Raw genomic sequence first — 25,562 nt, 5'->3', positions numbered from 1 at the left:
CCCGTGGCGAGACCTAGGATCGGCGACGTGGCGGAGGTGGGGTGAGCGTGTCCGGCCTGCCGGCCACCACCGCCACCGCGGTCGGCGTCTTCGCCGGCACGAACGTCGACGACCTCGTCGTACTCACCGTGTTGTTCCTGGCGGCGCGCGCCGCCGGACGGCCCGCGCCGTGGCGGATCTGGGCCGGGCAGTACCTCGGCATCGGTGTCCTGGTGTGCGTCTCCGTCCTGGCCGCGCTCGGGCTCGCACTGGTGCCCGACCGGCATGTCGGCTGGCTGGGGCTGGTGCCGATCGCGCTCGGCGTCCGCGGCCTGGTCGGGGCGATCCGGGACGGCGCCGACTCCGGCGGCCCGCCGGTCGCGGCCGCCGGGGTGCTGTCGGTCGCCGGGGTGACGATCGCGAACGGCGCGGACAACATCGCGGTCTACACACCCGTTTTCCGTACGCTCGGCGCCGCCGACAGCGCGCTCGTGGTGGCGGTGTTCGCGGCGCTCGTGGCGGTGTGGTGCGCGGCGGCGGCCTGGCTGGGCGGGCACCGGCGCGTCGTGGCGCTGGTCGGGCGGTACGGCCACTGGCTGGTTCCGCTGGTCTTCATCGCGATCGGCGGGGTCATCCTGGCCCAGTCCGGTGTGGTCGGCCGGCTGTTCTGACCGGCGCTCCGACCGCACCGTCCCGGAAACCACGTCGGCTCAGCGGCCGGCGAAGCGCCCCCGTCACACCCGCCGACCGCCGCCGGCCAGGTGGGCAACAGCCCGGGGAAGTAGCCTGCCGGGTCCCGACCGTAGAACGACTATCCATTGCGGACAACCGAATTTTGGCGCGGTCACCGCAGTTCGCGGCGGACCGCGGCCACGAGCCGGCCGAGCCCCGCGACGGCCAGCACCAGCCAGACGGCGGCGGCTGCGGTGAGCACCCGCCCGTCCCAGCCGGGATGCGCCAGGCCCGCGACACCGCCGCAGAGCAGCCCGCCGACGGCCACCACCACGCGGGTGGGCCGCTCCCCCACCGTGACCACCCCGATGTCGGGCATCCCGGCCACGGCCGCCCGGGCCCGCACGTACTCGTGCAGCCAGCTCGCGGCCAGCGCCGCAGCGACCAGCCAGCCCGGCGCCCCGGCGAGAGCGAACGCGGCCAGCCAGGCCAGTTCGCCGAGCCGGTCGGCGACGGAGTCGGCCACGAAGCCGAGCCGGGTGGCCCGGCCGGTCACCACCGCGACCGCGCCGTCGAGGCTGTCGGCCACCGCGGCCAGCACCACCAGGACGGCGCCGGCCAGCAGACCGACCGGCCCTAGGACCGCCGCCGCCGGTACGGCCGCGCACAGGAGCAGACCGGCCGCGGTGACCACGGCCGGGGCGACTCCGAGACCGCCGAGAAGGCGGCCACCCGCATACGCCAGGCGGATCCAGCCACGCGCCACCGGCGCGGCCAGGGCGGGGTCGAAGCCGCCGTGCAGCTGCGACCAGGCCGCGGTGTACTGCTCCCAGGTGAACCCGGCCGGATCCGCGCCGTCGCGTGCGGCGTTACGCCCCTGGCGCGGCCGAAGCCGGGCCAGACGCTGCCGCCAGCGCCCGGCCACGTGAGTACGTTGGGGCCCGGTCAGGCGGGCACCCGGGCGGCGAGCTGCTGCCACACCTCGCGGGTCGCCGTCGAACGGTTCAGCGTGATGAAGTGGATGCCGGGCACGCCCTCGTCGAGCAGCCGGGCGCACATCTGGCTGCACTGCTCGATGCCGAGCGCCCGCACGGCCGCCTCGTCGTCGGCGATCCGCTCGAAGCGGCGCAGCAGCGCGGGCGGGAACGGCGCCCCGGACAGCTGCTCCGACCGCTCGATCGTCGCCATCCGTGTGACCGGCATCACGCCCGGCAGGATGGGCGTGTCACAGCCCGCGGCCGCGACCCGGTCCCGCAGGCGCAGATACTCGTCCGCGTCGAAGAACATCTGGGTGATCGCGAAGTCGGCCCCGGCTTGGCACTTGCGGACGAACTGCCGGGTGTCGCTGTCGATGTCGGGCGAGCGGGGATGTTTGTACGGGAACGCGGCCACGCCGACGCTGAAATCCCCGGACTCGCGCAGCAGGCGCACGAGATCCTCCGCGTACCGCACGCCCTCGGGGTGGCGCACCCACTCGCCCATCGGGTCGCCGGGCGGGTCACCGCGGACCGCCAGCACGTTGCGGATGCCCGCCCCGGCCAGCCGCCCGATCACGTTGCGCAGCTCGGCGACGGAGTGGTTGACCGCGGTCAGGTGCGCCATCGGCAGCAGCGTGGTCTCCGTCGCCACCCGCTCGGTCACCGCGACCGTGGTGTCACGGGTGGTGCCGCCCGCGCCGTACGTGATCGACACGAAGCTGGGCTGCAACGACTCCAGCTCGCGGATCGCCTGCCAGAGCAGGCGCTCCCCCTCCCGCGTCTTGGGCGGGAAGAACTCGAAGCTGAACGTGGGCGCGTACTCCCGGATGAGGTCACCGATCGCCGGTGACGCGGGCAGCCGGGACGGAAGACCGAGAGACACCCTGTGACTGTACCGGCTGGGCCCGACATGCCGGTCCACGCGTGACCGGCTAGTTTGGCCGCGTGACGTCCACCTCGCCGCTCGAACGGGCGGGCCTGCGGCCCCGCGTCGACAAGGCCCTCGCTGCGTTCCTGGCCACCCAGCGGACCCGGCTGCTCGCGATCGACCCGGCCCTGGGCGAGGTCGCGGACGCGATGGAGGCGTTCGTGCTGGGCGGCGGCAAGCGGCTGCGGCCCGCGTTCGCGTACTGGGGGTTCCGGGGCGCGGGCGGCTTCGACTCCGACCAGGTGGTCGCGGCGGTCTCCGCGCTGGAGCTGGTGCAGGCCAGCGCCCTGATCCACGACGACCTGATGGACCGCTCGGACACCCGGCGCGGCGAGCCCGCGGTGCACCGCCGCTTCGCCACCCGGCACACGGCGCTCGGCTGGCGTGGCGGGGCCACGGCGTTCGGCGACAGCGCGGCGGTGATCCTCGGCGACCTGGCGCTGGTCTGGTCCGACGAGATGCTGCACTCCTGCGGCCTCGACCTGGCCGACCTGGCCCGGGCCCGGGTGGTCTTCGACGAGATGCGCACCGAGGTCACCGTCGGGCAGTACCTGGACGTGCACACCCAGGCCACCGGGGACACGTCGGTGGAGCGGGCCGCGAAGGTGGCCCGGTACAAGTCGGCCTCGTACACGGTCGAGCGGCCGTTGCTGCTCGGTGCCGCGCTGGCCGGGGCACCGCCGCAGCTGTCCGCGGCGTACTCGGCGTTCGGGCTGGCCCTCGGCGAGGCGTTCCAGCTGCGCGACGACGTGCTCGGGGTGTTCGGGGACCCGGCGCAGACCGGCAAGCCCGCCGGTGACGACCTGCGCGAGGGCAAACGTACGTATCTGGTGGCGGCCGCGTTCGCCGCGCTGGACGAGGCGGGGCGGGCCGCGCTGGAGGCCGGGCTGGGCGACCCGGCCCTCGACGCCGCGGGGGTCGACCGGCTGCGCGCGCTGATCTCCGGCAGCGGGGCGCTCGCCCGGACCGAGGAGCGCATCGCGGCGCTCACCGGCCAGGCGCTGGCGGAACTGGCCGCCGCGGACGTGGAGCCGGAGGCCCGGACGGTCCTGCGCGAACTGGCGGACGCCGCCACCCGGCGCACGGGCTGACCCGCCCGCCCTCCCGCGGACGACCGCACTCGCAGCGCCGCGCGGCGGCGAGTCAGCGGTCCGGCGGACGCCGGCGCGGGAAGCGGGCGCCGTCACCGGCGCGCGGTGTGGGCTGGACCCCGCGGCGGCCCAGCCACACCCACACCGACAGGGTGAGCAGCACCATCGCGAAGCCGAACAGCAGGTCCTCCACGGGCGCGTACGCGATGCGCCAGCCCACGATCGCCGCCGGGTCGTAGCGCACGATCCGGCGGCCGGTGAGGATGCCGTTGGACAGCAGCTGGAAGACGAGCACGATGGGGTACGTCGCCCAGAAGACCGCCCGCCGCACCAGCCGGGTCCGCAGCCCGGCCAGGTCGACGGCGAGGGCACCGGCCACACCCAGCAGCGCCGCCGCCGTGTAGGTCATCGGCCGCCCGTCATTCGTCGCCGGGCGGACGCCGGCCCCGGGCCGGTCATTCGTCGCCGGCCGGGCGGCGCAGCATCGCCCGGACCGCCTCGAAGCCCAGCACCGCGCAGCACGGCACCACGAGGAAGAACAGCGCCTCGTCGAGCGGCAGGCCGCCGGGCAGCACCACCCCGGTCGTCTGGGCGGGGTCGAACGTCCAGTGCCCGGCCGCGATGGCCGCCATGTCCCAGAGCGCGAACACGGCCGCGACGGGCAGCACCGACAGCAGCAGGCGGCGCCACCGGCGCAGCACGTTGACCTTCAGCACCGGCTCCAGCCACCCGGCGGCGGCCAGGCATCCGGCCAGCACCGCCACGTACGTGAGGTGTCGCACGGGTGGCTCAGAAGCCGACTGCCTGCGCGCGCCGCTTGACCTCGCGGGCGCGTGGCCCGCCGAGGCCCCGGGCGGCGTTGCCGTCGAGCCCCTCATCGGGCTGGTAGAGCCACCGGAGTGCCTCTTCATCGTTGTACCCGGCGTCGTGCAGGAGTGTGAGGACGCCGGGGAGGTGCTTGAGCACGGTGCTGTTGGCCACCAGGTCCTCGGGAACCACCCGGATGCCGTCGCGCCGCACCGCGAGCAGCGCGCCGTCGCGGATCATCTGGTGCACCTTGCTGATCGAGATGTCGAGGCGCTCCGCCACGTCGGGCAGGGGCAGCCAGGTGGCGGGTCCGGTCGGCGGTCCGGCCGCCGCACCCACGGTCACTGCGGAATCGCTCACGTGCACAGCCTGCCAGAACCCGTCCGGGCCGCACCACGCGGATCCGGACGACGCAGCACCGCGACAACCCCGGCCCGATCAGAACTCAGCAGAGGTGGCCCGATGAACCCGTGGCGGAGGATTCGCGTCGAGCTGGCCGGCGCCTGGCGCTCGGTCGGATACGACCTGCGCCGGTGGATCACCGGCCAGCGTCCCGGGACACCGGGGCGCGGCGGCGGCGCGCACCGGGCGGGTGGCCCCGTCACGCGCCGCCGGCTGGTGGTGGTGTCGGCGTTCGGCTTGGCGATCGTCGTGGGTGCCGGGGGCGGATACCTCGCGCTGGGCACCGGCGCGACGCCGTCGGCACCGCCGACCGGGGCACCGCCGAATCCGCTGACGGCCGACGGCCCGACCGGCGGTGGCGCTCAGGCGGGCGGCCCGGAGCCGGACGGGGTGCGCGCGGCGGAGTCCGCGCGCCTGGGCCGGCGTTCCGGCTCGCCCGCGCCGCAACCCAGCCCGACGCCCCTGGCCGGAACCGGCGCCGGGGCGGGAGCCGCCCCGGCGACCGCCCCGGGGCGGTCCGGCCCACCGCGCCGGGACCGCCCGGTCGCGCCGCCACAGACGACCGGCGGGGTCCCGCCCGCGCCGATCCCCGTCCCGCCGTCGGCGCACAGCCCTCGACCGAGCAGCCCGGCCGGTACGCCGACGTCCCCGTCGTGGCCGGTGACCAGCTACTACACCACCTGGCCGCCGTCGGTGCAGCCGAGCGGGTCGGTGGCCGGGCAGCCGCCGAGCGGGAAGCCGACGCGGCCGCGCCGTCCGCGCCGCTGACCACCCCGGCCGGGTCCGACCGGTCCCGGATGAGCTGCGGAAACCCCGGCCCGCACCCGACACGCTGACACCTGGGCGATCTGATCCAATTTAGTCCGATATGCCCTGGTACGGGCGTGTGGGCATGCCTGTACCGCCGCAGCTGTGCCATGCTGAGCTGCCGCCACCCGAAGGGCACATACACTTCACGCCGATGGACACCACAGTCGCCGACACGTTGATCGGCACGACGATCGACGGGCGCTACCGGATCACCGGTCGAGTCGCCCGTGGTGGCATGGCGACCGTGTACACCGCGACGGACGAGCGCCTCGAGCGCACCGTCGCGCTGAAGATCATCCACCCGTCGCAGGCGACCAACGTTCATTTCGTCGACCGGTTCACCGACGAGGCCAAGACCATCGCGCGGCTCACCCACCCCAACGTCGTGGCGGTCTACGACCAGGGCCGCCACCAGGGGCTGCCGTACCTGGTGATGGAGTACGTGCAGGGCCGCACGCTGCGCGACCTGCTCACCCAGCGGCGCCGGCTCAACCCGGTCGAAGCGTGCGCGATCCTCGAGCAGATGCTCGCCGCGATCGCCGCCGCACACCGCGCCGGCCTGGTGCACCGCGACGTCAAACCGGAGAACGTGCTGGTCGCGGAAGCGCCCTCGGGCGGCATCGCCAACCTGGTCGACAGCGTGGTGAAGGTCGCCGACTTCGGGCTGGCCCGCGCGGTCGAGGCCAGCGCGACCGAGGACTCCAGCCAGCTCATGGCCACGGTCGCGTACGTGGCACCCGAACTGGTCACCGACGGGCACGCCGACGCCCGTACCGACGTCTACTCCGCGGGCATCGTGCTGTTCGAGATGCTCACCGGCCGGGTGCCGTTCGACGGCGCCGAGCCGGTCGAGGTGGCCTGGCAGCACGTGGACAACGACGTGCCCGCGCCGTCGACCCTCGTCAAGGGCCTGCCGGGCACGCTGGACGACCTGATCGCCCGGGCCACCCGCCGGGATCCGGGGGGCCGCCCCACGGACGCGGGCGCGATGCTGGCCGAGGTGCAGGTGGTCCGCGACGACCTCGGCGCCGCGAACGTCGAGACCGCCCTGCTGCGCCAGGTCCCGGCCCGGCCCCGGGAGGCCGACGCCACCGCACTGGTCCCCGCGATCACCACGGCCATGCCCGCGGTGCAGGACCGTCCGGCCTGGGCACGGCTGCCCCAGCCGAGCGCCCGCGCCCAGCGCCGCCGCGCCCCCGCCGCGCCCGGACCGTACGGCCCCGCCGCGCCCGGACCGTACGGCCCCGCGGCCTTCGGCCCGTCCAGCCCGGGGCGCTTCGGTGACCGGCGCCGGATCGCGCTCATGGCCGCCGTGGCGCTGATGGTGTTCACGGTGCTGGGCAGCACCTGGTGGGTCACCCTGGGCCGGTACGTCGACGCACCGCAGCTGGTCAGCATGACCAAGGCGCAGGCCGAGGCGTACGCCCAGCGGGAGGGCCTCACCGTGAGCTACGGCGACGGGGCGTACAGCGAGACGGTGGGCAAGGACGTCGTGCTCAGCCAGCGCCCGGCCGCCACGGAACGCGTGATCCGGGGTGGCGAGATCACCCTGTCGCTGTCGCTGGGCCCGGAGCGCTACCCCGTGCCCGATGTGATCGGCACGGAGCTGGCCGCCGCGAAGGGCGAGCTGGAGGCCGTGAAGCTCAAGGTCAAGGAGGACGACGGGCAGTTCAGCGACACCGTCCCGCAGGGGGCGGTGGTCGCCACCGACCCGAAGGCGGGCACCTCGCTCAAGCCCGGTGACACCGTGACGGTCTCGGTCAGCAAGGGCAAGGCCCCCATCACCGTGCCGAACGTGGTCGGCAGCAACATCAACGCTGCCCGGGACCAGTTGCAGAGGCTCGGCCTCACGGTGGTGGAGGAGTACAAGGACAGCAACGAGCCGGCGGACAACGTCATCGGACAGTCCCTCAAGGCCGGCGCGGGCGCGCAGAAGGACGACGAGATCAAGCTCGACGTCAGCAAGGGTCCCCCGCTGGTCACCGTGCCCCGGGTCGTGGACCTGCCCTGTACTCAGGCGCAGCAGCAACTGCAGGACCTCGGCCTGCAGCCACAGGTCGGCGGTATCAACCCCAACGGCACCGTACGCATCCAGAACCCGCCCGAGAACACCCAGATCGCACCGCGGAGCGGGGTCGCGATCCAGTGCTTCTGAGCAGAATCGGTTCGCACACCAAGTCCTCGGGCGGCCTGGCCAAGGCCGCCCTGCCGTACGCGGACGCGGCCGCCTCCGAGGTGGTTCAGGTCTACGTGTCCAATTCCCGGGGCTGGGCGCTGCCGCCCGGCGACCCGGTGCAGGACGCGCTGTTCCGCGACGGCTGCGGCGAGCGGGGACTGCCCGCGTACATCCACGCGTCGCTGCTGGTGAACCTGGGCTCCCCTACCGAGCTGACCGTGCAGCGCTCGGTGCAGACCCTGGAACACGCGCTCCTGCGCGGCGCGGCGATCGGCGCCACCGCGGTGGTCTTCCACGCGGGCAGCTCGGTCGATCCCGCGCACGACGACAAGGCCCTGCACCAGGTCGGCGAGGCCCTGCTGCCGCTGCTCGACCGGGCCGCGGCCGAGGGACTGCCCCGGCTGCTGGTGGAGCCCAGCGCCGGGGGCGGGCGCAGCCTGGCCTCGAAGATGAGCGATCTCGGGCCGTACCTGGGGGCGGCGCAGGACCACCCGTGGCTCGGCGTATGCTTCGACACCTGCCACGCCTGGGCGGCCGGGCACGACCTGGCCAGCCCGGGCGGGATGACCGCCACGCTGGACGAGCTGGTCGCCACGATCGGCCCGCGGCGGCTGCAGCTGGTGCACGCCAACGATTCCAAGGACGACTGCGGCTCCACCCGCGACCGGCACGAGACCATCGGCCAGGGCCGTATCGGCGCGGACGCGTTCGCGGAGCTGCTGGCCCACCCGGCGGTCGCGGGCGTACCCGTGGTCGTGGAGACCCCGACCGTCGGCCACGCCGGTCATGCGGCGGACATCGCCCTGCTCAAGGGCCTGCGCGCCGGAGGCGGGCGGCCCGGCTAGTCCGGGTGGATGTCGTACTCGAAGACGTACCGGTGCTCGCCGGCCGAGTTGTCAATGTGGAAGGTGCCGCGCAGGCCCTCGATCACCTTGTCGATCCGGGTCAGGCTGACCACCTCGTCGTCGAGGTGCACCGAATCCTGCACGGCGGTGAACGTACCGGTGGCGCGGCGCCCCATCACGACTCCCTCGCGGTCGACGGCGATGGGCCGATACAACCAGATCCCGCGGGTCAGGTACCGGCGACGCGCAGAATCCGGGTCAGCACGTCGATCGCCCGGTCGATCCCGGCGTCGTCGACGTCGAGGTGGGTGACCAGCCGGGCCTTGCGCGGCAGCATCGCCGCCAGCAGCACCCCCTGCTCGGCCGCCGCGGCGGCCAGCGCGGGCGCGTCCAGCGCGGCCTCGCTCAGATCCAGCGGGACGAGATTGGTACGCACCGCCGCCGGGTCCACCACCCCGAGCGGCTCCAGCGCCACCGCCAGCCGCTGCGCCCGGGCGTGGTCCTCGGCCAGCCGCGCGACGTGGTGGCGCAACGCGTGCAGACCGGCGGCGGCGAGGATACCGACCTGCCGCATGCCGCCACCCATCCGCTTGCGGATGGCCCGGGCCTGCGCGATGCGTTCGGCGCTGCCGATGACCAGCGAGCCGATCGGCGCGCCCAGGCCCTTGGACAGGCACACCGAGAGCGTGTCGAACAGCGACCCGTACGTGGCGAGCCCGACCCCGTCCGCGACGTGCGCGTGCCAGATCCGGGCCCCGTCGCAGTGCAGGGCGATCCCGGCGTCGTCCGCGGCGGCCCGCAGCCCGCGCAGGGCGTCCAGGCTGACCACGCCCCCGCCGCCGAGGTTGTGGGTCTGCTCGATCGCGATGGCGGAGGTCGGCAGCGACGGGAAACCCGCGGGGCGGATCATGTCGGCGATCAGCGCGATGTCCAGGTCGGCGCCGGCTGCGGGCCAGGTCCGGGTGGAGATGCCGCCGAGCGTCGCGGCCCCGCCCAGCTCGTACGTGACGACGTGCCCGTCCGCGCCGGTGAGCAGTTCCCCGCCGCGCGGCACGACCAGTTGCAGCGCGATCTGGTTGGTCATCGTGCCGGACGGCGCGAACAGCGCCGCCTCGTGCCCGAACAGCGCCGCGACCTCGGTTTCGAGCGCGATGACCGTGGGGTCGTCGCCGAAGACGTCGTCGCCGACCTCGGCGGCGGCCATCGCCGCGCGCATCGCGGCGGTGGGCCGGGAGACCGTGTCGGACCGCAGGTCCACGACCGGCCCGCGGTGTGCGGTGCGCGGGAGCTCAACCACGCAGCATCTCCGCGACCAGGAACGCCAGCTCCAGCGACTGCTGGGTGTTGAGCCGGGGATCGCAGGCGGTCTCGTACCGGTCCGGCAGGTCCAGGTCCTCGATGCCCTGCGCGCCCCCGAGGCATTCCGTGACGTCCTCGCCGGTCAGTTCGACGTGGATGCCGCCGGGATGGGTGCCCAGCCCGCGGTGCACCTCGAAGTAGCCGAGCACCTCGTCGACGATCCGGTCGAAGTGGCGGGTCTTGTAGCCGTTGCTGGACTCGTGGGTGTTGCCGTGCATCGGGTCGCACTGCCACACGACCTTCGCACCGGTGGAGGTGACCTTCTCGACGATCGGGGCCAGCGCTTCGCGGACCTTGCCGTTGCCCATCCGGCTGATCAGGGTGAGGCGGCCGGGCACGTTGTCCGGGTTGAGCTTCTCGCACAGCTCGATGGCGGTCTCCGGGGAGGTGCCCGGGCCGAGCTTGACCCCGATCGGGTTGGCGATGCGGCTGACGAAGTCGATGTGGGCGTGGTCGAGCTGCCGGGTCCGCTCACCCACCCACAGGAAGTGCCCGCTCAATCCGTACGCCCTGCGGTCGGAGACCCGGGTGAGGGCCCGGTCGTACTCCAGCGCGAGGGCCTCGTGGGAGCAGTACAGGCTGACCGTACGCAGGGCCTCGTTCTCGGTCATGCCGCAGGCGCGGATGAAGTCGAGGGCCCGGTCGATCTCCCGGGCGATCGCCTCGTACCGCTCGCCCGCCGGGGAGGCGCGCACGAAGTCCTTGTTCCAGTCGTGCAGGCCGTGCAGGTCGGCCAGCCCGCCGGAGAGGTACGCGCGCAGCATGTTCATGGCCGCGGCCGAGTTCGCGTACGCGCGGATCATGCGTTGCGGGTCGGCGACCCGCGCCTGCTCGGTGGCGTCCAGCGAGTTGATCAGATCCCCGCGGTACGCGGGCAGCCCGAGCGCGTCGGTGGGCGCGGAGCGCGGCTTGGTGTACTGCCCGGCGACCCGGGCCACCTTCACCACCGGCATCGACGCCCCGTACGTCAGCACGACCGCCATCTGCAGCAGAGTGCGGGCGTTGGCCAGCAGGTGGCTCTCGGTGTTGTCCGCGAACGTCTCGGCGCAGTCGCCGCCCTGCAGCAGGAACGCCCGGCCCTCGCACACGTCGGCGAGCTTGGCGCGCAGCTGGTCGACCTCGTACGGCGCGACGATCGAGGGCACGTTGTCGAGGACCTGGCAGACCTCGGCGACCTCGGCGGAGTCCGGCCAGGGCGGCATCTGCACCCGGGGCAGCTCGCGCCACCGGTCGAGGCCGAGGGCCTCGTCCTCGGCGGAGTCGGTGGACGGGCGGGACGTCTGCAGGGCCGGGTTGCCCACCCCGGGATGACTGAGCTGATGCCACTCACGGCGCATGTCAGCAGCGTACGGCGGGGACGAAAACGGGGCGCCGGGAGGTTCCCGGCGCCCCACTTTCTAGGACTGTTTCCTAACCGGCCCGGCTCAGCCGAGGCCGTTGCGCATCGCGGAGATCAGCTCACCGTTGCTGGTGTCGCCGGAGAACTCCCAGAAGAACGCGCCGCCGAGACCCTGCTGCTTGACGTAGTCCATCTTGCCGCCGACGGTGGCCGGGGTGTCGTAGCCCCACCAGTTGCTGCCGCACTTGGCGTACGCGGTGCCGCCGATGGTGCCGGTGGCCGGGCAGGAGCCCTTGAGCACCTTGTAGTCCTCGATGCCCGCCTCGTACGTGCCCGGGGCCGCGCCGGTCGCGGTGCCGCCCGGGGCGGACTGGGTGACCCCGGTCCAGCCGCGGCCGTAGAAGCCGATGCCGAGCAGCATCTTGTTCGACGGCACGCCCTTGCTCTTCAGCTTCTGGATCGCCGCGTCGGACCAGAACCCCTGCTGCGGGATGCCGGCGTACGAGGTGAGCGGCGAGTGCGGAGCGGTCGGGCCCTGCGGGCTGAACGCGCCGAAGTAGTCGTAGGTCATCGGGAAGACCAGGTTCAGCTTGTCGATGCCCGACTTGTAGTCGGCCACGTCGAGCTTGCCGCCGTTGCTGCCGTCCGCCGAGATCGCCGAGGTGATCAGGAAGTTGTTGCCGAACTTGTTACGCAGCGCGCTGATCACCTTGTCGTAGGCACCCGGACCGCTGGTGTCGCAGGACAGGCCGCAGGCGTTGGGGTACTCCCAGTCGATGTCGATGCCGTCGAAGACGTCCGCCCAGCGGGAGTCCTTGACCAGGTTGTAGCAGGAGTCGGCGAAGCCGGTCGGGTTCGCCGCGGCCTGGGTGAAGCCGCCGGACCAGGTCCAGCCGCCGAACGACCAGATCACCTTGATGTTCGGGTACTGCTTCTTCAGCCGCCGCAGCTGGCCGAAGTTGCCGCGCAGCGCGCCCGCGTCCCACGTGTCGGCCACCCCGTCGACGCTGTCCGCCGCGGTGTACGCCTTGTCGTAGTCGGCGTACGAGTCACCGATGGAGCACTGGCCGCCGGTGGTGTTGCCGAACGCGTACAGGATGTGGGTCAGTTTGGCCGCCGAGCCGCTGCTCACGATGTTCTTGACGTGGTAGTTGCGGCCGTAGATCCCCCACTCGGCGAAGTAGCCGACGAGGTTCTTGCCGCTCGGCGGGTTCGTCGTCGGTGACGTGGTGGGGGTCGTGGTCGGCGGGGTCGTGGTCGGCGGGGTCGTGGTGGGCCCGGTCGTAGGCGGCGTGGTCGGCGGCGTGCCGCCGTCGCAGGTGCCGTTGTCGATCCAGACGTCCCACTGGGCGCTGTGCGTGGCCGGGCTCTCGTTCTGGGTCCACCACTTCGCGGTGTAGTTATGGCCGTTCTGGGAGGCGCTGTTGTCCTTGACGTAGACCTTGGTGGAGTCCCACGCCGCAGCGCAGGCGGTGGCGGCGGACGCGGACGCCTGGACGACGGGGACCAGGACGACGGCCGCCGTGGTGATGACGGCGGCGCACAGGGCGCGGCGGGCGGATCGCTTCACGGCGTCTCCAGAAATAATTAGGAAACTTTCCAAAAGGATGTGAAGAGACGGTAGTCACATCGATGAAGTTGCGTCAAGATGTGACCCCGGGATTAACCGGCTCCATAACTTTCCGGGAGTCGGCGCGACGGCGTGCCAGCGATCCACCACGGCGCGTAGTCTGCGCTCATGACCAACTTCGACGTCGCCACCGTGGGAGCCGTCGGCACAACGGCCGATGTGGACCGCTACCGATGACCATCCACGTCATCGGCGTCGACGCGTACGCCCTCGGCTGGGTCGGCGTCGAACTGCGCGACGGCGCGTTCGGCCGCGCCATGCTGGCCTCCACGCTGTACGAGATCGTGGCCGGCAGCTCCGGCGCGGCCGTGATCGGCGTCGACGTCCCGCTGGGCATGTTGCCGGACCGCTGGCGGGCCGCCGACGCCGTCGCGGCCGATCAGCTCGGGCCGCGCCGCAGCAGCGTCTTCCGGGTGCCGCCGCGCCCGGTGTGGCAGGAGCCCGACTTCGCCGCGGCGAACAGGGTCTGCAAGCAGCTCACCGGCACCGGCATCAGCCGCCAGTCGTGGGCGCTGCGCCCCAAGCTGCTCGAGGCCAACGCCATCTGGGAGCGCCACCCCGGGCTGCTGTTCGAGGCGCATCCCGAGGTGTCCTTCCGGACCATGGCCGACGCCCCGCTGCAGTACGCCAAGAAGACCTGGTCCGGCCAGGCGCAGCGCCGCGAGCTGCTGGCCAAGCAGGGCATCGTGCTGCCGGACAGCCTCGGCCCGGCCGGACAGGCCCCGCCCGACGACATCCTCGACGCGGCCGCGGTGGCCTGGACCGCCCACCGGATGGCCACCGGCGCCGCCCAGAGCCACCCCGACCCCCCCGAGGAAGCCGACGGCACCAAGATCGCGATCTGGTACTAGCTACTTTGGGACGCTATCTCGCGGGCTCGGTCACGGGCGGCCTCCAGGGCGGCCAACAGTGCCGCGCGTACCCCATGGTTTTCCAGCTCCCGGATCGCGGAGATCGTCGTGCCGGCGGGTGAGGTGACCTGCTCGCGCAGCTTCACCGGGTGCTCCCCGGAATCGCGCAGCATCACGGCCGACCCGATCGCGGTCTGCACGATCAGTTCGTGCGCCACCTGGCGCGGCAGTCCGAGCAGGATGCCAGCGTCGATCATCGCCTCGACCAGCAGATAGAAGTACGCCGGCCCGGAGCCCGACAGCGCGGTCACCGCGTCCTGCTGCGACTCCGGCACCCGGATGGTCGCGCCCAGCGGCGTGAACATCTCCTCCACGATGGCCAGATGCGCGCCGGTCGCGTGCGGACCCGCCGAGATCGCGGTCATCGCCTCATCGACGACGGCCGGGGTGTTCGTCATGACCCGCACCACCGGGATGCCCTCGGGCAGCCGCTGCGCGAAGAACGACGTGGGCAGCCCGGCGCACAGCGACACGACCAGCTTGTCCGTGGGTACCTTCGTGCCGATCTCGTCCAGCAGCACGCCCGCGTCCTGCGGCTTGACCGCGACGGCCAACACGTCGGCCTCGCCGACCGCGGTCAGGTTGTCCACCACCCGGATCCCGTAGCGCTCGGTCAGCTCCGCGGCGCGTTCCGGACGGCGGGCGGTGACCAGCAGTTTCTCGGCGGGCCAGCCGGAGCGCAGCAGACCGGACAGCACCAGCTCACCGATCTTGCCGGCGCCGATCACGGCGATGGTGTGCATGCGTCCTCCAAAATGCTCGGAGGGCGGGCCGCAGGCCCGCCCTCCTCGAACGACTGCTCAGCTACCGAAGAAGACTTCGGCCTCGTCGTACCGCTCGATCGGTACGGTCTTGAGCTCGCCGGTGCCCTCGGCCAGCGGCACCCGCACGATGTCCGTGCCGCGCAGCGCCATCATCTTGCCGAAGTCGCCCTCGTGGACCGCGTCGATGGCCTGCAGGCCGAAGCGGGTCGCCAGCACCCGGTCGAACGCGGTCGGGGTGCCACCGCGCTGGATGTGGCCCAGCACCACGGTGCGGGCCTCCTTGCCGGTCTTCTCCTCCAGCTGCTCGGCCAGCCACTGGCCGATGCCGCCGAGGCGGACGTGCCCGAACGCGTCCAGCTCCTGGTTGTGCAGGACCATCTGGCCCGCCAGCGGCTGGGCACCCTCGGCCACCACGACGATCGGGGCGTACTCGACCTGGAAGCGCTTGGTCACGTACGTGGCGACCTGCTCCACGTCGAACTCCCGCTCCGGCAGCAGGATGACGTTCGCGCCGCCGGCCAGGCCCGCGTGCAGGGCGATCCAGCCCGCGTGCCGGCCCATGACCTCGACGACCAGCGTGCGGTGGTGCGACTCGGCGGTGGTGTGCAGCCGGTCGATGGCCTCCATCGCGATGTTGACCGCGGTGTCGAAGCCGAACGTGTAGTCCGTGGCGTTGAGGTCGTTGTCGATCGTCTTGGGCACGCCGACGACCTTGACGCCGAGGTCGGTGAGCTTGGTGGCCACGCCGAGGGTGTCCTCGCCGCCGATCGCGACCAGCGCGTCGACGCCCTGCTCGGCCAGGTTGGCCTTGATCCGCTCCACGCCGTTCTCAATCTTGAACGGGTTGGTCCGGGACGAGCCCAGGATGGTGCCGCCGCGCGGCAGGATGCCGCGCACCTCGGCGATGCCGAGCGGCTTCGTGACGCCCTCCAGCGGGCCCCTCCAGCCGTCCCGGAAGCCCACGAACTCGTGGCCGTAGACGGCGACACCCTTACGGACCACTGCCCGGATCACCGCGTTGAGACCGGGGCAGTCGCCGCCGCCGGTGAGCACGCCGATGCGCATGATTACTCGTCCTCCCAGATTGGGTCGGTCGCGAGATGTAGATAGCCCAAGCGAGCCCCAGGAAGCCGTCGGCAGCGTTGCCGGCCCGGGGCGGGCCGCAGAAACGCACTGTAGTCGCCGGTGACTCACCGGGCCAAAGCGCCCCGCTACAGTCTGACAGTTTCGCTACGCCCCGCGGTGACGTACCCCGAAACCACCCGCGCGGGGGCTTCAGCCGCCCATGGCCCGCCAGCGGGCCAGGTTGTGCCGGGCGTCCACCAGCGCGTCATGCCGGCCCGTGGCGCCCGGCAGCGCGGGGCGGCCCACCTCGTCCCAGCGCTGGCGCAGGTCCTTGGTGAAGCGGGGAATCTCCCGCGGCAGGGCGGGCATCGCCCCCCACAACTGGGCCAGGGCCACGTGGTCGTAGGCCGCGAACCAGGCCCACAGCTCCATCTGCTCGTCGCGGCCCTGGATCGGCTCGGTCAGGAACGCATGCAGGTCGTCACGGATGCGTTCGCGGGAGCGCCACGCGGGGTCGGCGGGTGAGGGCAGTTTGTCGAGCACGTTGCGGCGCACCCAGGGCACCGCGCGGGTGTCGTCGAACTCGGTCGACACGGCGTAGAACTCGCGGCCGAACTCGTCGACGACGCCGATCGACACGAGGTCGACGACGCGGCCGTCCTCGATGAACTCACAGTCGTAGAAATAGCGGTAGACCATCGCGGTCCATCCTCGCCCACGCCCGCCACCCCGCGCCGGGCAGGGCCGTCATCCGCGCGCGTCGACAGCGGTCCTCTGGCGCCCGCGGGCGCCGGCCGCCGTCATCCGCCCAGGGAGCGCAGGGCGGCGCGGGCGCGGTCCAGCGCCTCCCCCGCCCCGGCCCGGCAGCCTGCCGCCGCCGGGGCCTGCGCGCACTCCGCCAGGCGGCGCGCCGACCAGTCGGCCTGCGCCGCCCAGCGGAAGCGCAGCAGCACCGGCAGCGTCGCGTCCATCTCGTCGGAGTGCACCGGGGCGGCCGCCAGGTAGCCGTCGACCAGCTCGACCGCGGCGTCCGGGCCGCCCGCGTACGCGACCGCGGCAGCCACGTCGTAGACCAGCGGACCGGTGCCCGACGCACCGCCGTCCAGCACCCCGGCCCGGCCGGTGTCCGGGTCGACCACGAACTCCTCCGGCGCCGGGTCGCGGTGCAGCACCCCGTACGTGAGCCGGTCGGTCACCGTCAGGCGGGTCGCGGCCGTCACCGCCTCGGTGACCGCCAGCCGCAGCCACGGCTCACCGGACAGGTGCGCGGCATCGGCGTCGAGCATGTTCCACCGGCACAGGCCCGGGTGGACGTACCCCTGCAGGGCGCGGTGCACGGCGCCCAGCCGGTCCCCCCACCACTGCTGGTCGACCGGGTCGCCGCCGGCCAGGGCACGGCCCGGGGCGCGGCGCAGCACCGCGAGGGCGCCCACCGGGATGCCGACGGTGAGGGCGCCGCTGAGGGTGCGCACCGATTCGCCCGCCGCGATGCCGCAGGCGCGCAGGCGCCCGGCGGCGCCCAGCCCGGCCTCGAGTGCCTGGCGTTCGGCCGGCCGGACGAGACGGGCGACGTAGCGCATCTGGCCGACCGTCACGTCCCAGGACCGCGAGAGGATCCCGCCGCGACGGTTGGTGATCGCGGTCGGCACGAGGTGCCAGTTCTCGCGCAGCGCGGCGCGGAGCAGGTCGTGGTCCGGCACGGCGGTTATCGTCGCGCCGCAGGCGCGACGGCCGACGGACAGCCGGGGCGACGGTCACGCAATGCGCTCGGGGGGTGTACAGACAGCGAGCGACGAGACATGATCGGGTGTGCGCCTGTTGTGACGGAGACGTATCAAATGGCGCCCGCGGTGCTCTTCATGCTAAGAGTGATCGTTCGCGTCGTGGGGCCTGGCGCTCCGCCCGGCGCGACCGTGGTCCCGACCGGGGAGGGATTGAGCGTGGATCATCGCCCGATGGATACCGGCGACGCGCTCACGGGCGTGGACATGTTCGCCGGTCTGGAGCCTGACGTCCGGCAGCGTGTCCTCGCAGCAGCCGTGCCGCGCACGTACCGCAAGGGCCAGATCCTGTTCGTCGAGGGCGACCCCGGCGAATCGTTGATCATTCTCAAGCGGGGGTCCGTGGCGGTGTTCCGCACCGCACCCACGGGCGAGCGCGCCGTGCTGACCGTGGCCCGCCCGCCGGACGTGCTCGGCGAGGTCTCGCTGCTCGACGCGTCCACCCGGTCCGCCTCCGCCGAGGCGATCGAGGACTGCCAGGCGCTCGCGCTGTCCCGGGCCGCGTTCATGGAGCTGGTGCACTCCAACCCGCGCATTCTGGACGCGGTCATGCGCTCCGTGGGAGCCCTCATCCGCCGGCTCACCGAGCAGAACGCGGACCACGTCTTCCTGGACCTGCCCGGCCGGGTGGCCAAGACCCTGGTCCGGCTCGCCGGGGAGAGCCAGGCGCCGATGATCACCATCGAGCTGAATCAGAGCCAGCTGGCCGAGATGGCAGGCGGCTCCCGGCAGAGCGTCAACCAGGCCATCGGGTCGTTCGCCAGCCGGGGCTGGCTGCGTACCGAGGGGCGGCGCATCGTGGTCACGGACGTCTCCGCGCTGCGCCGGCGGGCCGGGATGACCGCCGCCTGACGGGGGCGGCCCCGCTCACCCGCCGGTGGGCGCCGGGACCGCGGCGTTCTTGAGGCTGGCGGCGTAGACGTCGACGTACTCGCGGCCGGAGAGCGTCATCAGCTCGTACATGATCTCGTCGGTGATGGCGCGCTCGACGAAGCGGTCGCCGCGCGCCTGCGCGTACCGGGAGAAGTCCAGGGGTGCGCCGAAGCGGATCCGGACCCGGTGGATCTTGGGAATCAGGGTGCCGGTCGGCTGGATCTCGTCGGTGTTGATCAGGGCCACCGGGACCACCGGGGCACCGCTCTCCAGGGCCAGCCGGGCGACCCCGGTCTTGCCGCGGTACAGCCGCCCGTCCGGCGAACGAGTGCCCTCGGGGTAGATGCCCGCGATGTTGCCGCCCCGCAGCACCCGCAACTGGGTGTCCAGGGCCGCCTGGGCCGCCTTGCCACCGGAACGGTCCACCGGGATGGTCCCCGTGCTGACGAAGAACTGGCGCATGAGCCAGCCCTTGATCCCCTTACCGGTGAAGTACTCGGCCTTCGCGACGAAGGTCACCTTTCGGCGCACCACGAGCGGTGTGAAGATCGAGTCGGAGAACGATAGGTGGTTGCAGGCAAGAATCACCGGCCCGGACGACGGCACGTGGTGCAGGCCGGTGACGTCGGGCCGGAAAATGAGCTTGAGCAGAGGCCCCAAGACCACGAACTTGAGCAGCCAGTAGAACACTGATGTCCTTTCCTGCGCGCACGCGGTGATCGCGGGGGCACAGGAAGCGTACGAAGCGGGAGCGGCACGCCACAACGCACTCCCGCAACCGGTGCCTGTCGTGTCACCATTCAAGACACGGCTGGGGCGAGGAGGTGTGGGGTTGACTGCGGGCGGCGCCCGTCGCGGGCGGCGGGACAACGGGCTCGACGCGGCTGACTACGCGGTCGCGGGCGACGTCGATCCGCGCATCGGCGAGCATCTGCTCGACGTGCTGGCGGCCGGCGGCATAGCGGCGTACCTTCAGCCGTCCGCCGATCTCAATCCCATCCTGCGCACCACCACCCTGCCCGCCCGCCCGACCGACCGCCTGTACGTCGACCGCCTGCACCTCGAGGTGGCGCGCGGGCATCTCCACCGGCTCACCGGCGGCGCCCCCACCACGGCGCCGGCCCAGCGGCACGAAGCCGGGTCGGGCCCGGGTGGCAGCCAGCGCGAGATCGACGCCGAGTGGGCGAAGATCATTTCCGGGTATCACGCGGCGGTCGACCCCACCGCCGCCCCGTGGCCCGCCGCCGAGGACCTGGACCCGACCGCCCCGCCCGAGCCGCCCGCCGACCCGACGGCCCAGCCCACCGACCGGGCACGGCCGCCGTCGGGCACGCTGCCGTCGGCCGCCGACTTCTCCGGGATCTCGCTCAACCGCCGGCGCACCGACCCCAAGCCGCCGCCGGAACCGTCGCTGCTCGACGGCCTCGACAGCTTCGGCACCGAGGTTCCCGGCAGCGACGACGACGAGCGGTACACCCCTCCGCCACCGCCCCCGCTGCCGCACGTCTCTAAGTACACCGTCGCCGGGGTGCTCGGCGTGGTGATCGGCTTCCTGCTGTTCCTGCGCCCGGGCCTGCTGCCGATCGACCGCAACCTGGTCACCCTGGCGGGCTTCACCGCGGTCATCGCGGGCGCGGTGACGCTGGTCTGGCGGCTGCGGTCCGGTGAGGACGATGAGGACGACTTCGACGACGGCGCGGTCGTCTGAACAATTCATCGACGTTCACTACTGTATCTGTACGTAGCCGTGACGTAACCTTTCGTGGTGCGCCAGAGCTCACTCGTGGTCGTCGCCAACCGCCTGCCCCTCGATGACAACGCCGCGCCCGACGGCGCCTGCGAGTGGCGCCGCAGCCCCGGCGGCCTCACGAGCGCCCTGCACACCATCCTCGAACAGACCCCGGCCACCTGGGTCGGCTGGGCCGGGGGCCTCGGCCCCGCCCCGGCGCTGCCGGACATCGGCAGCCTGCGCATCCGGCCGGTGGCGCTGAGCGAGGCGGAACTGCGCGGCTACTACGAGGGATTCGCCAACTCCACGCTGTGGCCGCTGTACCACGACGCGGTCGAGCCCCCGGTGTTCGACCGCGACTGGTGGGAGACGTACCAGGCGGTCAACCTCCGGTTCGCGCAGGCCACGGCCGAGGTGGCCGAGCGCGGCGCCGCGGTGTGGGTCCAGGACTACCACCTGAGCCTGGTGCCGCGGTATCTGCGGGAACTGCGTCCCGACCTGCTCATCGGATTCTTCCTGCACGTGCCGTTCCCGCCCCCCGAGCTGTTCATGCAGCTGCCCCGCCGGGTCGAACTGCTGAGCGGCATGGTCGGCGCCGACCTCGTCGGATTCCAGCGGCCGCAGGCGGCGCACAACGTCGCCCAGCTCGCCGCGAAACTGCTGGCCGCGCAGGCCACCGACGACCAGATCACGCTGGCCGACGGCCGGGTGGTACGCACCGGAGCGTTCCCCGTCTCCATCGACGTGGCCGAGATGCAGTCGCTGGCCCGCCGCCCGGCCGTGGTCACCCGGGCCCGCCAGCTGCGCCACGACCTCGGTGAGCCGCGGCGGGTACTACTCAGTGTCGACCGGCTCGACTACACCAAGGGCATCGAGCACCGGCTCACCGCGTACAGCGAGCTGCTGCGCGACGGCCGGATCAAGGTACGCGACACCTGCATGTTGCAGGTGGCGGTGCCCAGCCGGGAACGGGTGGACAGCTACCGGGCGCTGCGCGACCGGATCGAGGGCGAGGTCGGGCGGATCAACGGCGAGTACGGCCGCGTCGGCGAGGCCGCCATCCACTACCTCAACCAGCCGTTCGACCGTGCCGAACTGGCGGCCCTGTACCGGACCGCGGACGTCATGGTGGTGACCCCGCTGCGCGACGGCATGAACCTGGTCGCCAAGGAGTTCGTGGCGGCCCGCGAGGACGGCGCGGGCGCGCTCGTGCTCAGCGAGTTCGCCGGGTCCGCCGACGAACTGCAGCACGCCTTCCTGGTCAACCCGCACGATGTGGACGGGCTCAAGGACACCCTGCTGCGGGCGATGCGGGCCGAACCCGCCGACCTGCGCGCCCGGATGGGCGCCATGCGCGAGCACCTGCGCGGCCACGACATCATCGCGTGGGCCCGGGCGTACCTGAGCGCCCTGGACCACAGCGGGCGGCTGGCGAACCAGCTGCCCCCGGCCGGCGGCCCGAAGCCGCGCGGCGCCGCGGCGAAGGCCCGGGCGATCATCCCCCGGTCGCGGTCCGTGGCCCGCCGCCGCCCCCCGGCCTGACGAGTTACCGCGGTGCGAGTTCCTTGCCGAGCCAGTCGAGGATGGCGTCGATCGGCCCGGCCCAGCCCGCGTCCAGCATGAGGTCATGGCCCATGCCGGGGAACAGCAGCGGTGCCCCGCCGAAGCGGCCGGCCGCGCGGTCCAGCGCGGCGCGCGGCACCACCCGGTCGTCGGGACTGCCGACCACGAGTACCGGCGGGGAGCCGACCGGCCGGGACGCGGCCCGGTGCACCAGCAGCTGCCACTGCGCGCGGGCCCCCGCTCCGACCAGCCGCCCCCGGTACGCGTCCGCCTGCTCGGCGGGCAGGTCCGGGCTGAACAGCTGGCGACGGCTCAGCCGCAGCGCGCCGCCGGCCACCGCGGGCAGGGTGCCCAGCGGGTTGGCGCGCAGCGCGGCCCCCAGCCCCGCCCAGCCGTCCAGCACCGGCGCGACCAGCACCCCGGCGCGGCCCGGGTAGCGGGCCAGGGCCCGGGACACCACCAGCGCCCCGGCGCCGTGCCCGATGAGGACGGCCTGGCGGGGCAGGCTCGCGGCCGTCTGGACCACGTCGTGCGCGTACGCCCGCAGGTCGCCGCGCTCGCGCAGGCCCACCGCGTGGGCCGGGAAGCCGCGCCGGGCGGCATGGCCCAGCCAGTGCTCGGCGAACGCCCACGGGCCGTGGCCGAGCCCCGGCACGAACAGCAGCGGCGGGCGGCCCTCGTCGCGGTCCGGCAGGACACTGCTCAGCTCCCGGGCGACCGGGCGCACCGGGGAACTCCAGTCGGCGTACCGCAGCAGGTCGGATCTCACGCCGGCTCCAGGCGGGTCAGCAGGTCCTCCAGGGCCCGCAGGTAGCGGGTGGACTCCACCGCGAACCAGTCCCGCGGCGTTGCCCCGGCCCGGCGGCCCGACCAGCTGCGCGGCGCCCGGGTGGACTCGCGGCGCTGCACCTGCGCGGCCCGGGCCCGGTCCGTGGCGTACAGCCGCAGCCAGCGGGCGACCGCGACGCTCTGCCAGTGCGCCAGCGGCAACAGCCCCGCGTCCGGCTCCAGCAGGCCGACCACCGCGAGCGTGGGATGCTGCCGGGCGAACGCGTGCAGATGCAGATCGGGCCGCCCTTCGGCGTCGGTGTCGAGCAGTTCGGGGGCGAGGAACTCGAACTGCGGCCGGTAGCCGGTCGCCGCGACGACCAGGTCCGGCTCGATGTCCCGGCCGTCGGCCAGCGTGACGCCGCGCGCGTCGAATCGGGCGATGTCCGGCACGGCGACGATCCGGCCGTCGTGCAGGTACTCCGCCAGCTGACCGTTGCGGACCGGGTGACCCACGTCCGGGCGGTGCGGCGGCCGCGGCACGCCGTGACGCGTCAGGTCACCCACGACCAGGCGCAGCATCCAGCGGTACAGCCACCGGCGCAGCAGCGGCGGCACCCGGCGGTGCACCAGCCGCGCCTGCACCTGGTCGACCGGGCGCCCGGCGAGGTAGCGGGGGCCGTACCGGTAGCCGCGCCGGGTGGAATGCCACACCTCGGCGGCGTGCTGGGCGGCGGCGACCGCGAGGTCGCAGCCGGTGTTGCCGCCGCCGACGATCAGCACGCGGCGCCCACGCAACTGGGCCGGGTCCTTGCACATCGCCGCGTGGATCAGCCGCCCCCGGTACTCGTCCGCGCCGGGGAACTCGGGCAGGTGCGGCGCCCAGTTGTGGCCGTTGGCGACGACCACGGCGGCGTACCGCTGGACGTGCGAGGCACCACCGCCCGGGCTCTGCGTGGTCACATCCCAGCTGCCGTCGCCGACCGGCACCACGGAGACCACCTCGGTGCCGAACCAGATGTGCTCGGCCAGGCCGAAGTGTTCGCAGTACCGCTCCAGATAGGACAGCAGGCGGGCGTGGTCGGGGTAGTCCGGCCAGGTGTCCGGCATGGGGAAGTCCGGAAACTCGGTGCGGGCGCGGGAGGTGACCAGCCGGGTGCCCGCGAACACCGGGCTGCGGTGGTGGCGCCAGTTCCAGGCACCGCCGACGGACGTCTCGCGTTCGTAGCAGTCGACGGCGAAGCCGTGCTCGCGCAGGTTCTTGACCGCCACGAGGCCGCTGGCGCCCGCGCCGATCACGCACACCGCTGCGCGGCGGTCCGCGACCTCTCCGGTGTCGTGCACCCGGCGATCTTTGCAGAATGCGGGGCTAGGAGGAAGGCAGCAGCAGATCCGCCAGGACGGGGAGGTGGTCACTGGCCCGCCGGGCCCGTTCGGTGTCCACCACCTCGTGCGCGGCCACCACGACATCGGGCGAGACGAACAGCGCGTCGAGGCGGTGCCGCGGCAGGGTCGCGGGGAAGGTCGGGGTGCCGCCGCCGTCGGCCACCGTGTCGGTGAGGCCGTCGGCGACCGTACGCCAGGCGCCGCCGCCCGGCCCCTCGTTCAGGTCGGCGCCCACCACCAGCGGGTCGTCCACCCCCGCGACGGCGGCTTTCCACCGCTCGGCCTGACCCGGCCGCTCCGCCGGATCGGTGGCCAGGTGCGAGCCGGTCACGGTGAACCGGGCGCCCTTGACCGAGCAGCGCGCGAACGCCGCGCCGCGCAGGTGCCGCCCGGGGGTCAGCGGATAACGCAGGCACCACGTCTCGTGCACCTTGACCCGCAGGTTCACCAGCAGCAGGTTGCCCAGCGAGGGCAGCCCGCCGGCCGCGACGACCAGGCCGACGTCGTCCGCGAGGGCGGCACACTTGTGCCGCCAGCGGAACCGGCGCGGCGCCTCCTGCACGATCATCAGGTCGGGGGCGAGGTCACGGACCAGGCCGACCAGGGCCGCCCGGTCGTCGCGCAGGCCGTGGACGTTGTAGCTCAGCACCCGCAGCGGAACCCCGGCCACCCCGCCCCCTCCTGTCAGCCGGTCGTGCTCTCCCGGCCCTCGCTCACTCGGTGCAGTCGATCACGACGCTCAGATCCGCCGGGCGAGGTCGGCGGCGCCCACCACCCCGGCCGCGTTGCCCGCTTCGGCGGGCCTGATCTCGGCCACCGGGAAGCGGCGCCGCTGGGCCAGCTGATCCCGGTACGCGCGTTCGGTCGGGGCCAGCAGCAGCTCGCCGGCTTCGACCACGCCGCCGCCGACCACGAGCACCTGCGGGTCGAACACCTGCGCCAGGTCGGCCAGCGCCACCCCGAGCCAGTAGCCGACCTGCGCGAACGCGTCCCGAGCCACCTCGTCGCCTTCCTGAGCGGCCTCGGTGACCATGCGGCCGCTGATCCGGTGCGGGTCGCCGTCGGCCAGCACGAGCAGGCCGGCGCCCCGCTCGGGGTCGCGCATCGACCCCGCCCGCGCGAAGCGGACCAGGGCGTTTCCGCTGGCGTACTGCTCGATGCAGCCCAGCCGGCCGCACCCGCACGGGTGGCCGTCGGGCACGGACTGGATGTGGCCCAACTCCCCGGCGATGCCGTTCGCCCCGCGCCACAGCGAGCCGTTGAGCACCACCCCGCCGCCGATGCCCGTGCCGACGGTGATCATGACCATCGAGTCCTCGGCCTGCCGGGCCGCCCCGAAGCGGAACTCGGCCCAGGCGGCGACGTTCGCGTCGTTCTCGAGCACGGTGGGCAGGCCGACGGCCTTGGCCACGTAGTCGCGTAACGGCTCGTCGTGCCACGCCAGGTTCGGCGCGAACAGCACGGTCGAGCCGGTGGCGTCGATCCACGCCGCGGCACCGATCCCGATCGCCATGGCGGACGGGTACGCCGTGGCCAGCTCGGCGGCCACGGCCACGATCGTGTCCCGGGTACCGGCCTGGTCCTTGGCGGGCGTGTCCCGGCGCACGTGCGCCAGCACGTTGCCCTGTTCGTCGACCACCCCACCGGCAACCTTGGTTCCGCCGACGTCGACTCCGATGGTCAGCGTCACGCTGCCCGTCCCCTCTG

Annotated in this window: 27 protein-coding genes; 9 read left to right on the top strand and 18 right to left on the bottom strand. The window is 73.2% G+C overall.

Annotation, left to right across the window (positions count from 1 at the left end; translation table 11 throughout):
- The first annotated feature begins 47 nt into the window (after positions 1 to 47).
- Positions 48 to 650 (top strand): cadmium resistance transporter, encoded by a 603-nt coding sequence (locus ACMCNO_RS11100; RefSeq protein ID WP_412749323.1) that lies wholly within the window; start codon positions 48 to 50, stop codon positions 648 to 650.
- 173 nt (positions 651 to 823) lie between these two features.
- Here the strand turns inward: ACMCNO_RS11100 and ACMCNO_RS11095 are convergent, their stop codons facing one another.
- Positions 824 to 1,453 (bottom strand): CDP-alcohol phosphatidyltransferase family protein, encoded by a 630-nt coding sequence (locus ACMCNO_RS11095; RefSeq protein ID WP_412753668.1) that lies wholly within the window; start codon positions 1,451 to 1,453, stop codon positions 824 to 826.
- 143 nt (positions 1,454 to 1,596) lie between these two features.
- Positions 1,597 to 2,511, bottom strand: a complete 915-nt coding sequence (gene metF / locus ACMCNO_RS11090; RefSeq protein WP_412749322.1) for a methylenetetrahydrofolate reductase [NAD(P)H] — start codon at positions 2,509 to 2,511, stop codon at positions 1,597 to 1,599.
- A gap of 62 nt (positions 2,512 to 2,573) precedes the next feature.
- Between metF and ACMCNO_RS11085 the strand changes: the two genes are divergently transcribed.
- Positions 2,574 to 3,647 (top strand): polyprenyl synthetase family protein, encoded by a 1,074-nt coding sequence (locus tag ACMCNO_RS11085; RefSeq protein WP_412749321.1) that lies wholly within the window; start codon positions 2,574 to 2,576, stop codon positions 3,645 to 3,647.
- A gap of 52 nt (positions 3,648 to 3,699) precedes the next feature.
- Here the strand turns inward: ACMCNO_RS11085 and ACMCNO_RS11080 are convergent, their stop codons facing one another.
- Genes ACMCNO_RS11080 through ACMCNO_RS11070 form a run of 3 tightly spaced genes read right to left on the bottom strand, consistent with a single transcriptional unit; the run spans position 3,700 to position 4,814 of the window.
- Positions 3,700 to 4,056, bottom strand: a complete 357-nt coding sequence (locus ACMCNO_RS11080) for a lycopene cyclase domain-containing protein (RefSeq protein ID WP_412749320.1) — start codon at positions 4,054 to 4,056, stop codon at positions 3,700 to 3,702.
- Positions 4,057 to 4,102: 46 nt separating this feature from the next.
- The gene (locus ACMCNO_RS11075; protein WP_412749319.1) at positions 4,103 to 4,429 is read right to left on the bottom strand and encodes a lycopene cyclase domain-containing protein; all 327 of its coding nucleotides are present in this window, start codon (positions 4,427 to 4,429) and stop codon (positions 4,103 to 4,105) included.
- A 7-nt stretch (positions 4,430 to 4,436) separates the two neighbouring features.
- On the bottom strand, positions 4,437 to 4,814 hold the full coding sequence (locus ACMCNO_RS11070) for an Rv2175c family DNA-binding protein (RefSeq protein ID WP_412749318.1): 378 nt from the start codon (positions 4,812 to 4,814) through the stop codon (positions 4,437 to 4,439).
- Positions 4,815 to 4,916: 102 nt separating this feature from the next.
- On the opposite strand from ACMCNO_RS11070, the gene ACMCNO_RS11065 reads away from it, so the two are divergent.
- From ACMCNO_RS11065 to ACMCNO_RS11055, 3 genes are all read left to right on the top strand, one after another.
- A complete protein-coding gene (locus ACMCNO_RS11065; RefSeq protein ID WP_412749317.1) occupies positions 4,917 to 5,624 on the top strand; it encodes a hypothetical protein in 708 nt (235 codons plus the stop codon).
- Between the two features lie 193 nt (positions 5,625 to 5,817).
- The gene (gene pknB, locus ACMCNO_RS11060; RefSeq protein WP_412749316.1) at positions 5,818 to 7,821 is read left to right on the top strand and encodes a Stk1 family PASTA domain-containing Ser/Thr kinase; all 2,004 of its coding nucleotides are present in this window, start codon (positions 5,818 to 5,820) and stop codon (positions 7,819 to 7,821) included.
- A complete protein-coding gene (locus ACMCNO_RS11055) occupies positions 7,812 to 8,687 on the top strand; it encodes a deoxyribonuclease IV (protein WP_412749315.1) in 876 nt (291 codons plus the stop codon). Before pknB ends, ACMCNO_RS11055 begins: the two co-directional genes overlap by 10 nt.
- Here ACMCNO_RS11055 and ACMCNO_RS11050 read toward each other — a convergent pair.
- From ACMCNO_RS11050 to ACMCNO_RS11035, 4 genes are all read right to left on the bottom strand, one after another.
- A complete protein-coding gene (locus tag ACMCNO_RS11050; protein WP_412749314.1) occupies positions 8,684 to 8,863 on the bottom strand; it encodes a hypothetical protein in 180 nt (59 codons plus the stop codon). The genes ACMCNO_RS11055 and ACMCNO_RS11050 overlap by 4 nt on opposite strands.
- A gap of 53 nt (positions 8,864 to 8,916) precedes the next feature.
- The gene (locus ACMCNO_RS11045; RefSeq protein WP_412749313.1) at positions 8,917 to 9,984 is read right to left on the bottom strand and encodes a threonine aldolase family protein; all 1,068 of its coding nucleotides are present in this window, start codon (positions 9,982 to 9,984) and stop codon (positions 8,917 to 8,919) included.
- Entirely contained in the window at positions 9,977 to 11,383 is a 1,407-nt protein-coding gene (locus ACMCNO_RS11040; protein WP_412749312.1) for a class II 3-deoxy-7-phosphoheptulonate synthase, read from the bottom strand. Before ACMCNO_RS11040 ends, ACMCNO_RS11045 begins: the two co-directional genes overlap by 8 nt.
- A gap of 87 nt (positions 11,384 to 11,470) precedes the next feature.
- On the bottom strand, positions 11,471 to 12,955 hold the full coding sequence (locus tag ACMCNO_RS11035; protein WP_412749311.1) for a glycosyl hydrolase family 18 protein: 1,485 nt from the start codon (positions 12,953 to 12,955) through the stop codon (positions 11,471 to 11,473).
- A 233-nt stretch (positions 12,956 to 13,188) separates the two neighbouring features.
- Here ACMCNO_RS11035 and ACMCNO_RS11030 point away from each other — a divergent pair, with 233 nt between their 5' ends.
- Positions 13,189 to 13,866 (top strand): DUF429 domain-containing protein, encoded by a 678-nt coding sequence (locus ACMCNO_RS11030; RefSeq protein ID WP_412749310.1) that lies wholly within the window; start codon positions 13,189 to 13,191, stop codon positions 13,864 to 13,866.
- Here ACMCNO_RS11030 and proC read toward each other — a convergent pair.
- From proC to ACMCNO_RS11010, 4 genes are all read right to left on the bottom strand, one after another.
- Positions 13,863 to 14,669 (bottom strand): pyrroline-5-carboxylate reductase, encoded by an 807-nt coding sequence (gene proC / locus ACMCNO_RS11025; RefSeq protein WP_412749309.1) that lies wholly within the window; start codon positions 14,667 to 14,669, stop codon positions 13,863 to 13,865. The two genes, ACMCNO_RS11030 and proC, sit on opposite strands and share 4 nt — an antisense overlap.
- Before the next feature lie 57 nt (positions 14,670 to 14,726).
- Entirely contained in the window at positions 14,727 to 15,755 is a 1,029-nt protein-coding gene (locus tag ACMCNO_RS11020; protein ID WP_412749308.1) for a 6-phosphofructokinase, read from the bottom strand.
- A gap of 210 nt (positions 15,756 to 15,965) precedes the next feature.
- Positions 15,966 to 16,454, bottom strand: a complete 489-nt coding sequence (locus tag ACMCNO_RS11015) for a polyadenylate-specific 3'-exoribonuclease AS (protein ID WP_412749307.1) — start codon at positions 16,452 to 16,454, stop codon at positions 15,966 to 15,968.
- A 101-nt stretch (positions 16,455 to 16,555) separates the two neighbouring features.
- Complete coding sequence (locus ACMCNO_RS11010) at positions 16,556 to 17,455, bottom strand: phosphotransferase enzyme family protein (RefSeq protein ID WP_412749306.1); 900 nt, start codon at positions 17,453 to 17,455, stop codon at positions 16,556 to 16,558.
- 255 nt (positions 17,456 to 17,710) lie between these two features.
- Between ACMCNO_RS11010 and ACMCNO_RS11005 the strand changes: the two genes are divergently transcribed.
- Positions 17,711 to 18,388, top strand: a complete 678-nt coding sequence (locus ACMCNO_RS11005; protein WP_412749305.1) for a Crp/Fnr family transcriptional regulator — start codon at positions 17,711 to 17,713, stop codon at positions 18,386 to 18,388.
- Between the two features lie 15 nt (positions 18,389 to 18,403).
- Here ACMCNO_RS11005 and ACMCNO_RS11000 read toward each other — a convergent pair whose 3' ends face one another.
- A complete protein-coding gene (locus ACMCNO_RS11000; protein ID WP_412749304.1) occupies positions 18,404 to 19,099 on the bottom strand; it encodes a lysophospholipid acyltransferase family protein in 696 nt (231 codons plus the stop codon).
- Positions 19,100 to 19,241: 142 nt separating this feature from the next.
- On the opposite strand from ACMCNO_RS11000, the gene ACMCNO_RS10995 reads away from it, so the two are divergent.
- A complete protein-coding gene (locus ACMCNO_RS10995) occupies positions 19,242 to 20,117 on the top strand; it encodes a DUF308 domain-containing protein (protein ID WP_412749303.1) in 876 nt (291 codons plus the stop codon).
- 57 nt (positions 20,118 to 20,174) lie between these two features.
- Positions 20,175 to 21,680: an alpha,alpha-trehalose-phosphate synthase (UDP-forming) gene (locus ACMCNO_RS10990; RefSeq protein ID WP_412749302.1), complete on the top strand. Its 1,506-nt coding sequence runs from the start codon at positions 20,175 to 20,177 to the stop codon at positions 21,678 to 21,680.
- Positions 21,681 to 21,684: 4 nt separating this feature from the next.
- Here ACMCNO_RS10990 and ACMCNO_RS10985 read toward each other — a convergent pair whose 3' ends face one another.
- From ACMCNO_RS10985 to ACMCNO_RS10970, 4 genes are all read right to left on the bottom strand, one after another.
- Positions 21,685 to 22,470: an alpha/beta hydrolase gene (locus tag ACMCNO_RS10985; protein ID WP_412749301.1), complete on the bottom strand. Its 786-nt coding sequence runs from the start codon at positions 22,468 to 22,470 to the stop codon at positions 21,685 to 21,687.
- Positions 22,467 to 23,813, bottom strand: coding sequence for a flavin-containing monooxygenase (locus ACMCNO_RS10980; RefSeq protein WP_412749300.1), 1,347 nt, complete (start codon positions 23,811 to 23,813; stop codon positions 22,467 to 22,469). The genes ACMCNO_RS10985 and ACMCNO_RS10980 overlap by 4 nt, the downstream gene beginning before the upstream one ends.
- 25 nt (positions 23,814 to 23,838) lie before the next feature.
- The gene (locus ACMCNO_RS10975; RefSeq protein ID WP_412749299.1) at positions 23,839 to 24,525 is read right to left on the bottom strand and encodes an endonuclease/exonuclease/phosphatase family protein; all 687 of its coding nucleotides are present in this window, start codon (positions 24,523 to 24,525) and stop codon (positions 23,839 to 23,841) included.
- Positions 24,526 to 24,594: 69 nt separating this feature from the next.
- The gene (locus ACMCNO_RS10970; RefSeq protein ID WP_412749298.1) at positions 24,595 to 25,545 is read right to left on the bottom strand and encodes an ROK family glucokinase; all 951 of its coding nucleotides are present in this window, start codon (positions 25,543 to 25,545) and stop codon (positions 24,595 to 24,597) included.
- Positions 25,546 to 25,562: the final 17 nt, after the last annotated feature.

It is taken from the genome of Krasilnikovia sp. M28-CT-15 (genome assembly GCF_047159595.1).
Classification (GTDB): domain Bacteria; phylum Actinomycetota; class Actinomycetes; order Mycobacteriales; family Micromonosporaceae; genus Actinoplanes.
The sequence above is the reverse complement of the archived record's forward strand: the minus strand, read 5'-3'. Positions and strand labels throughout refer to the sequence as shown.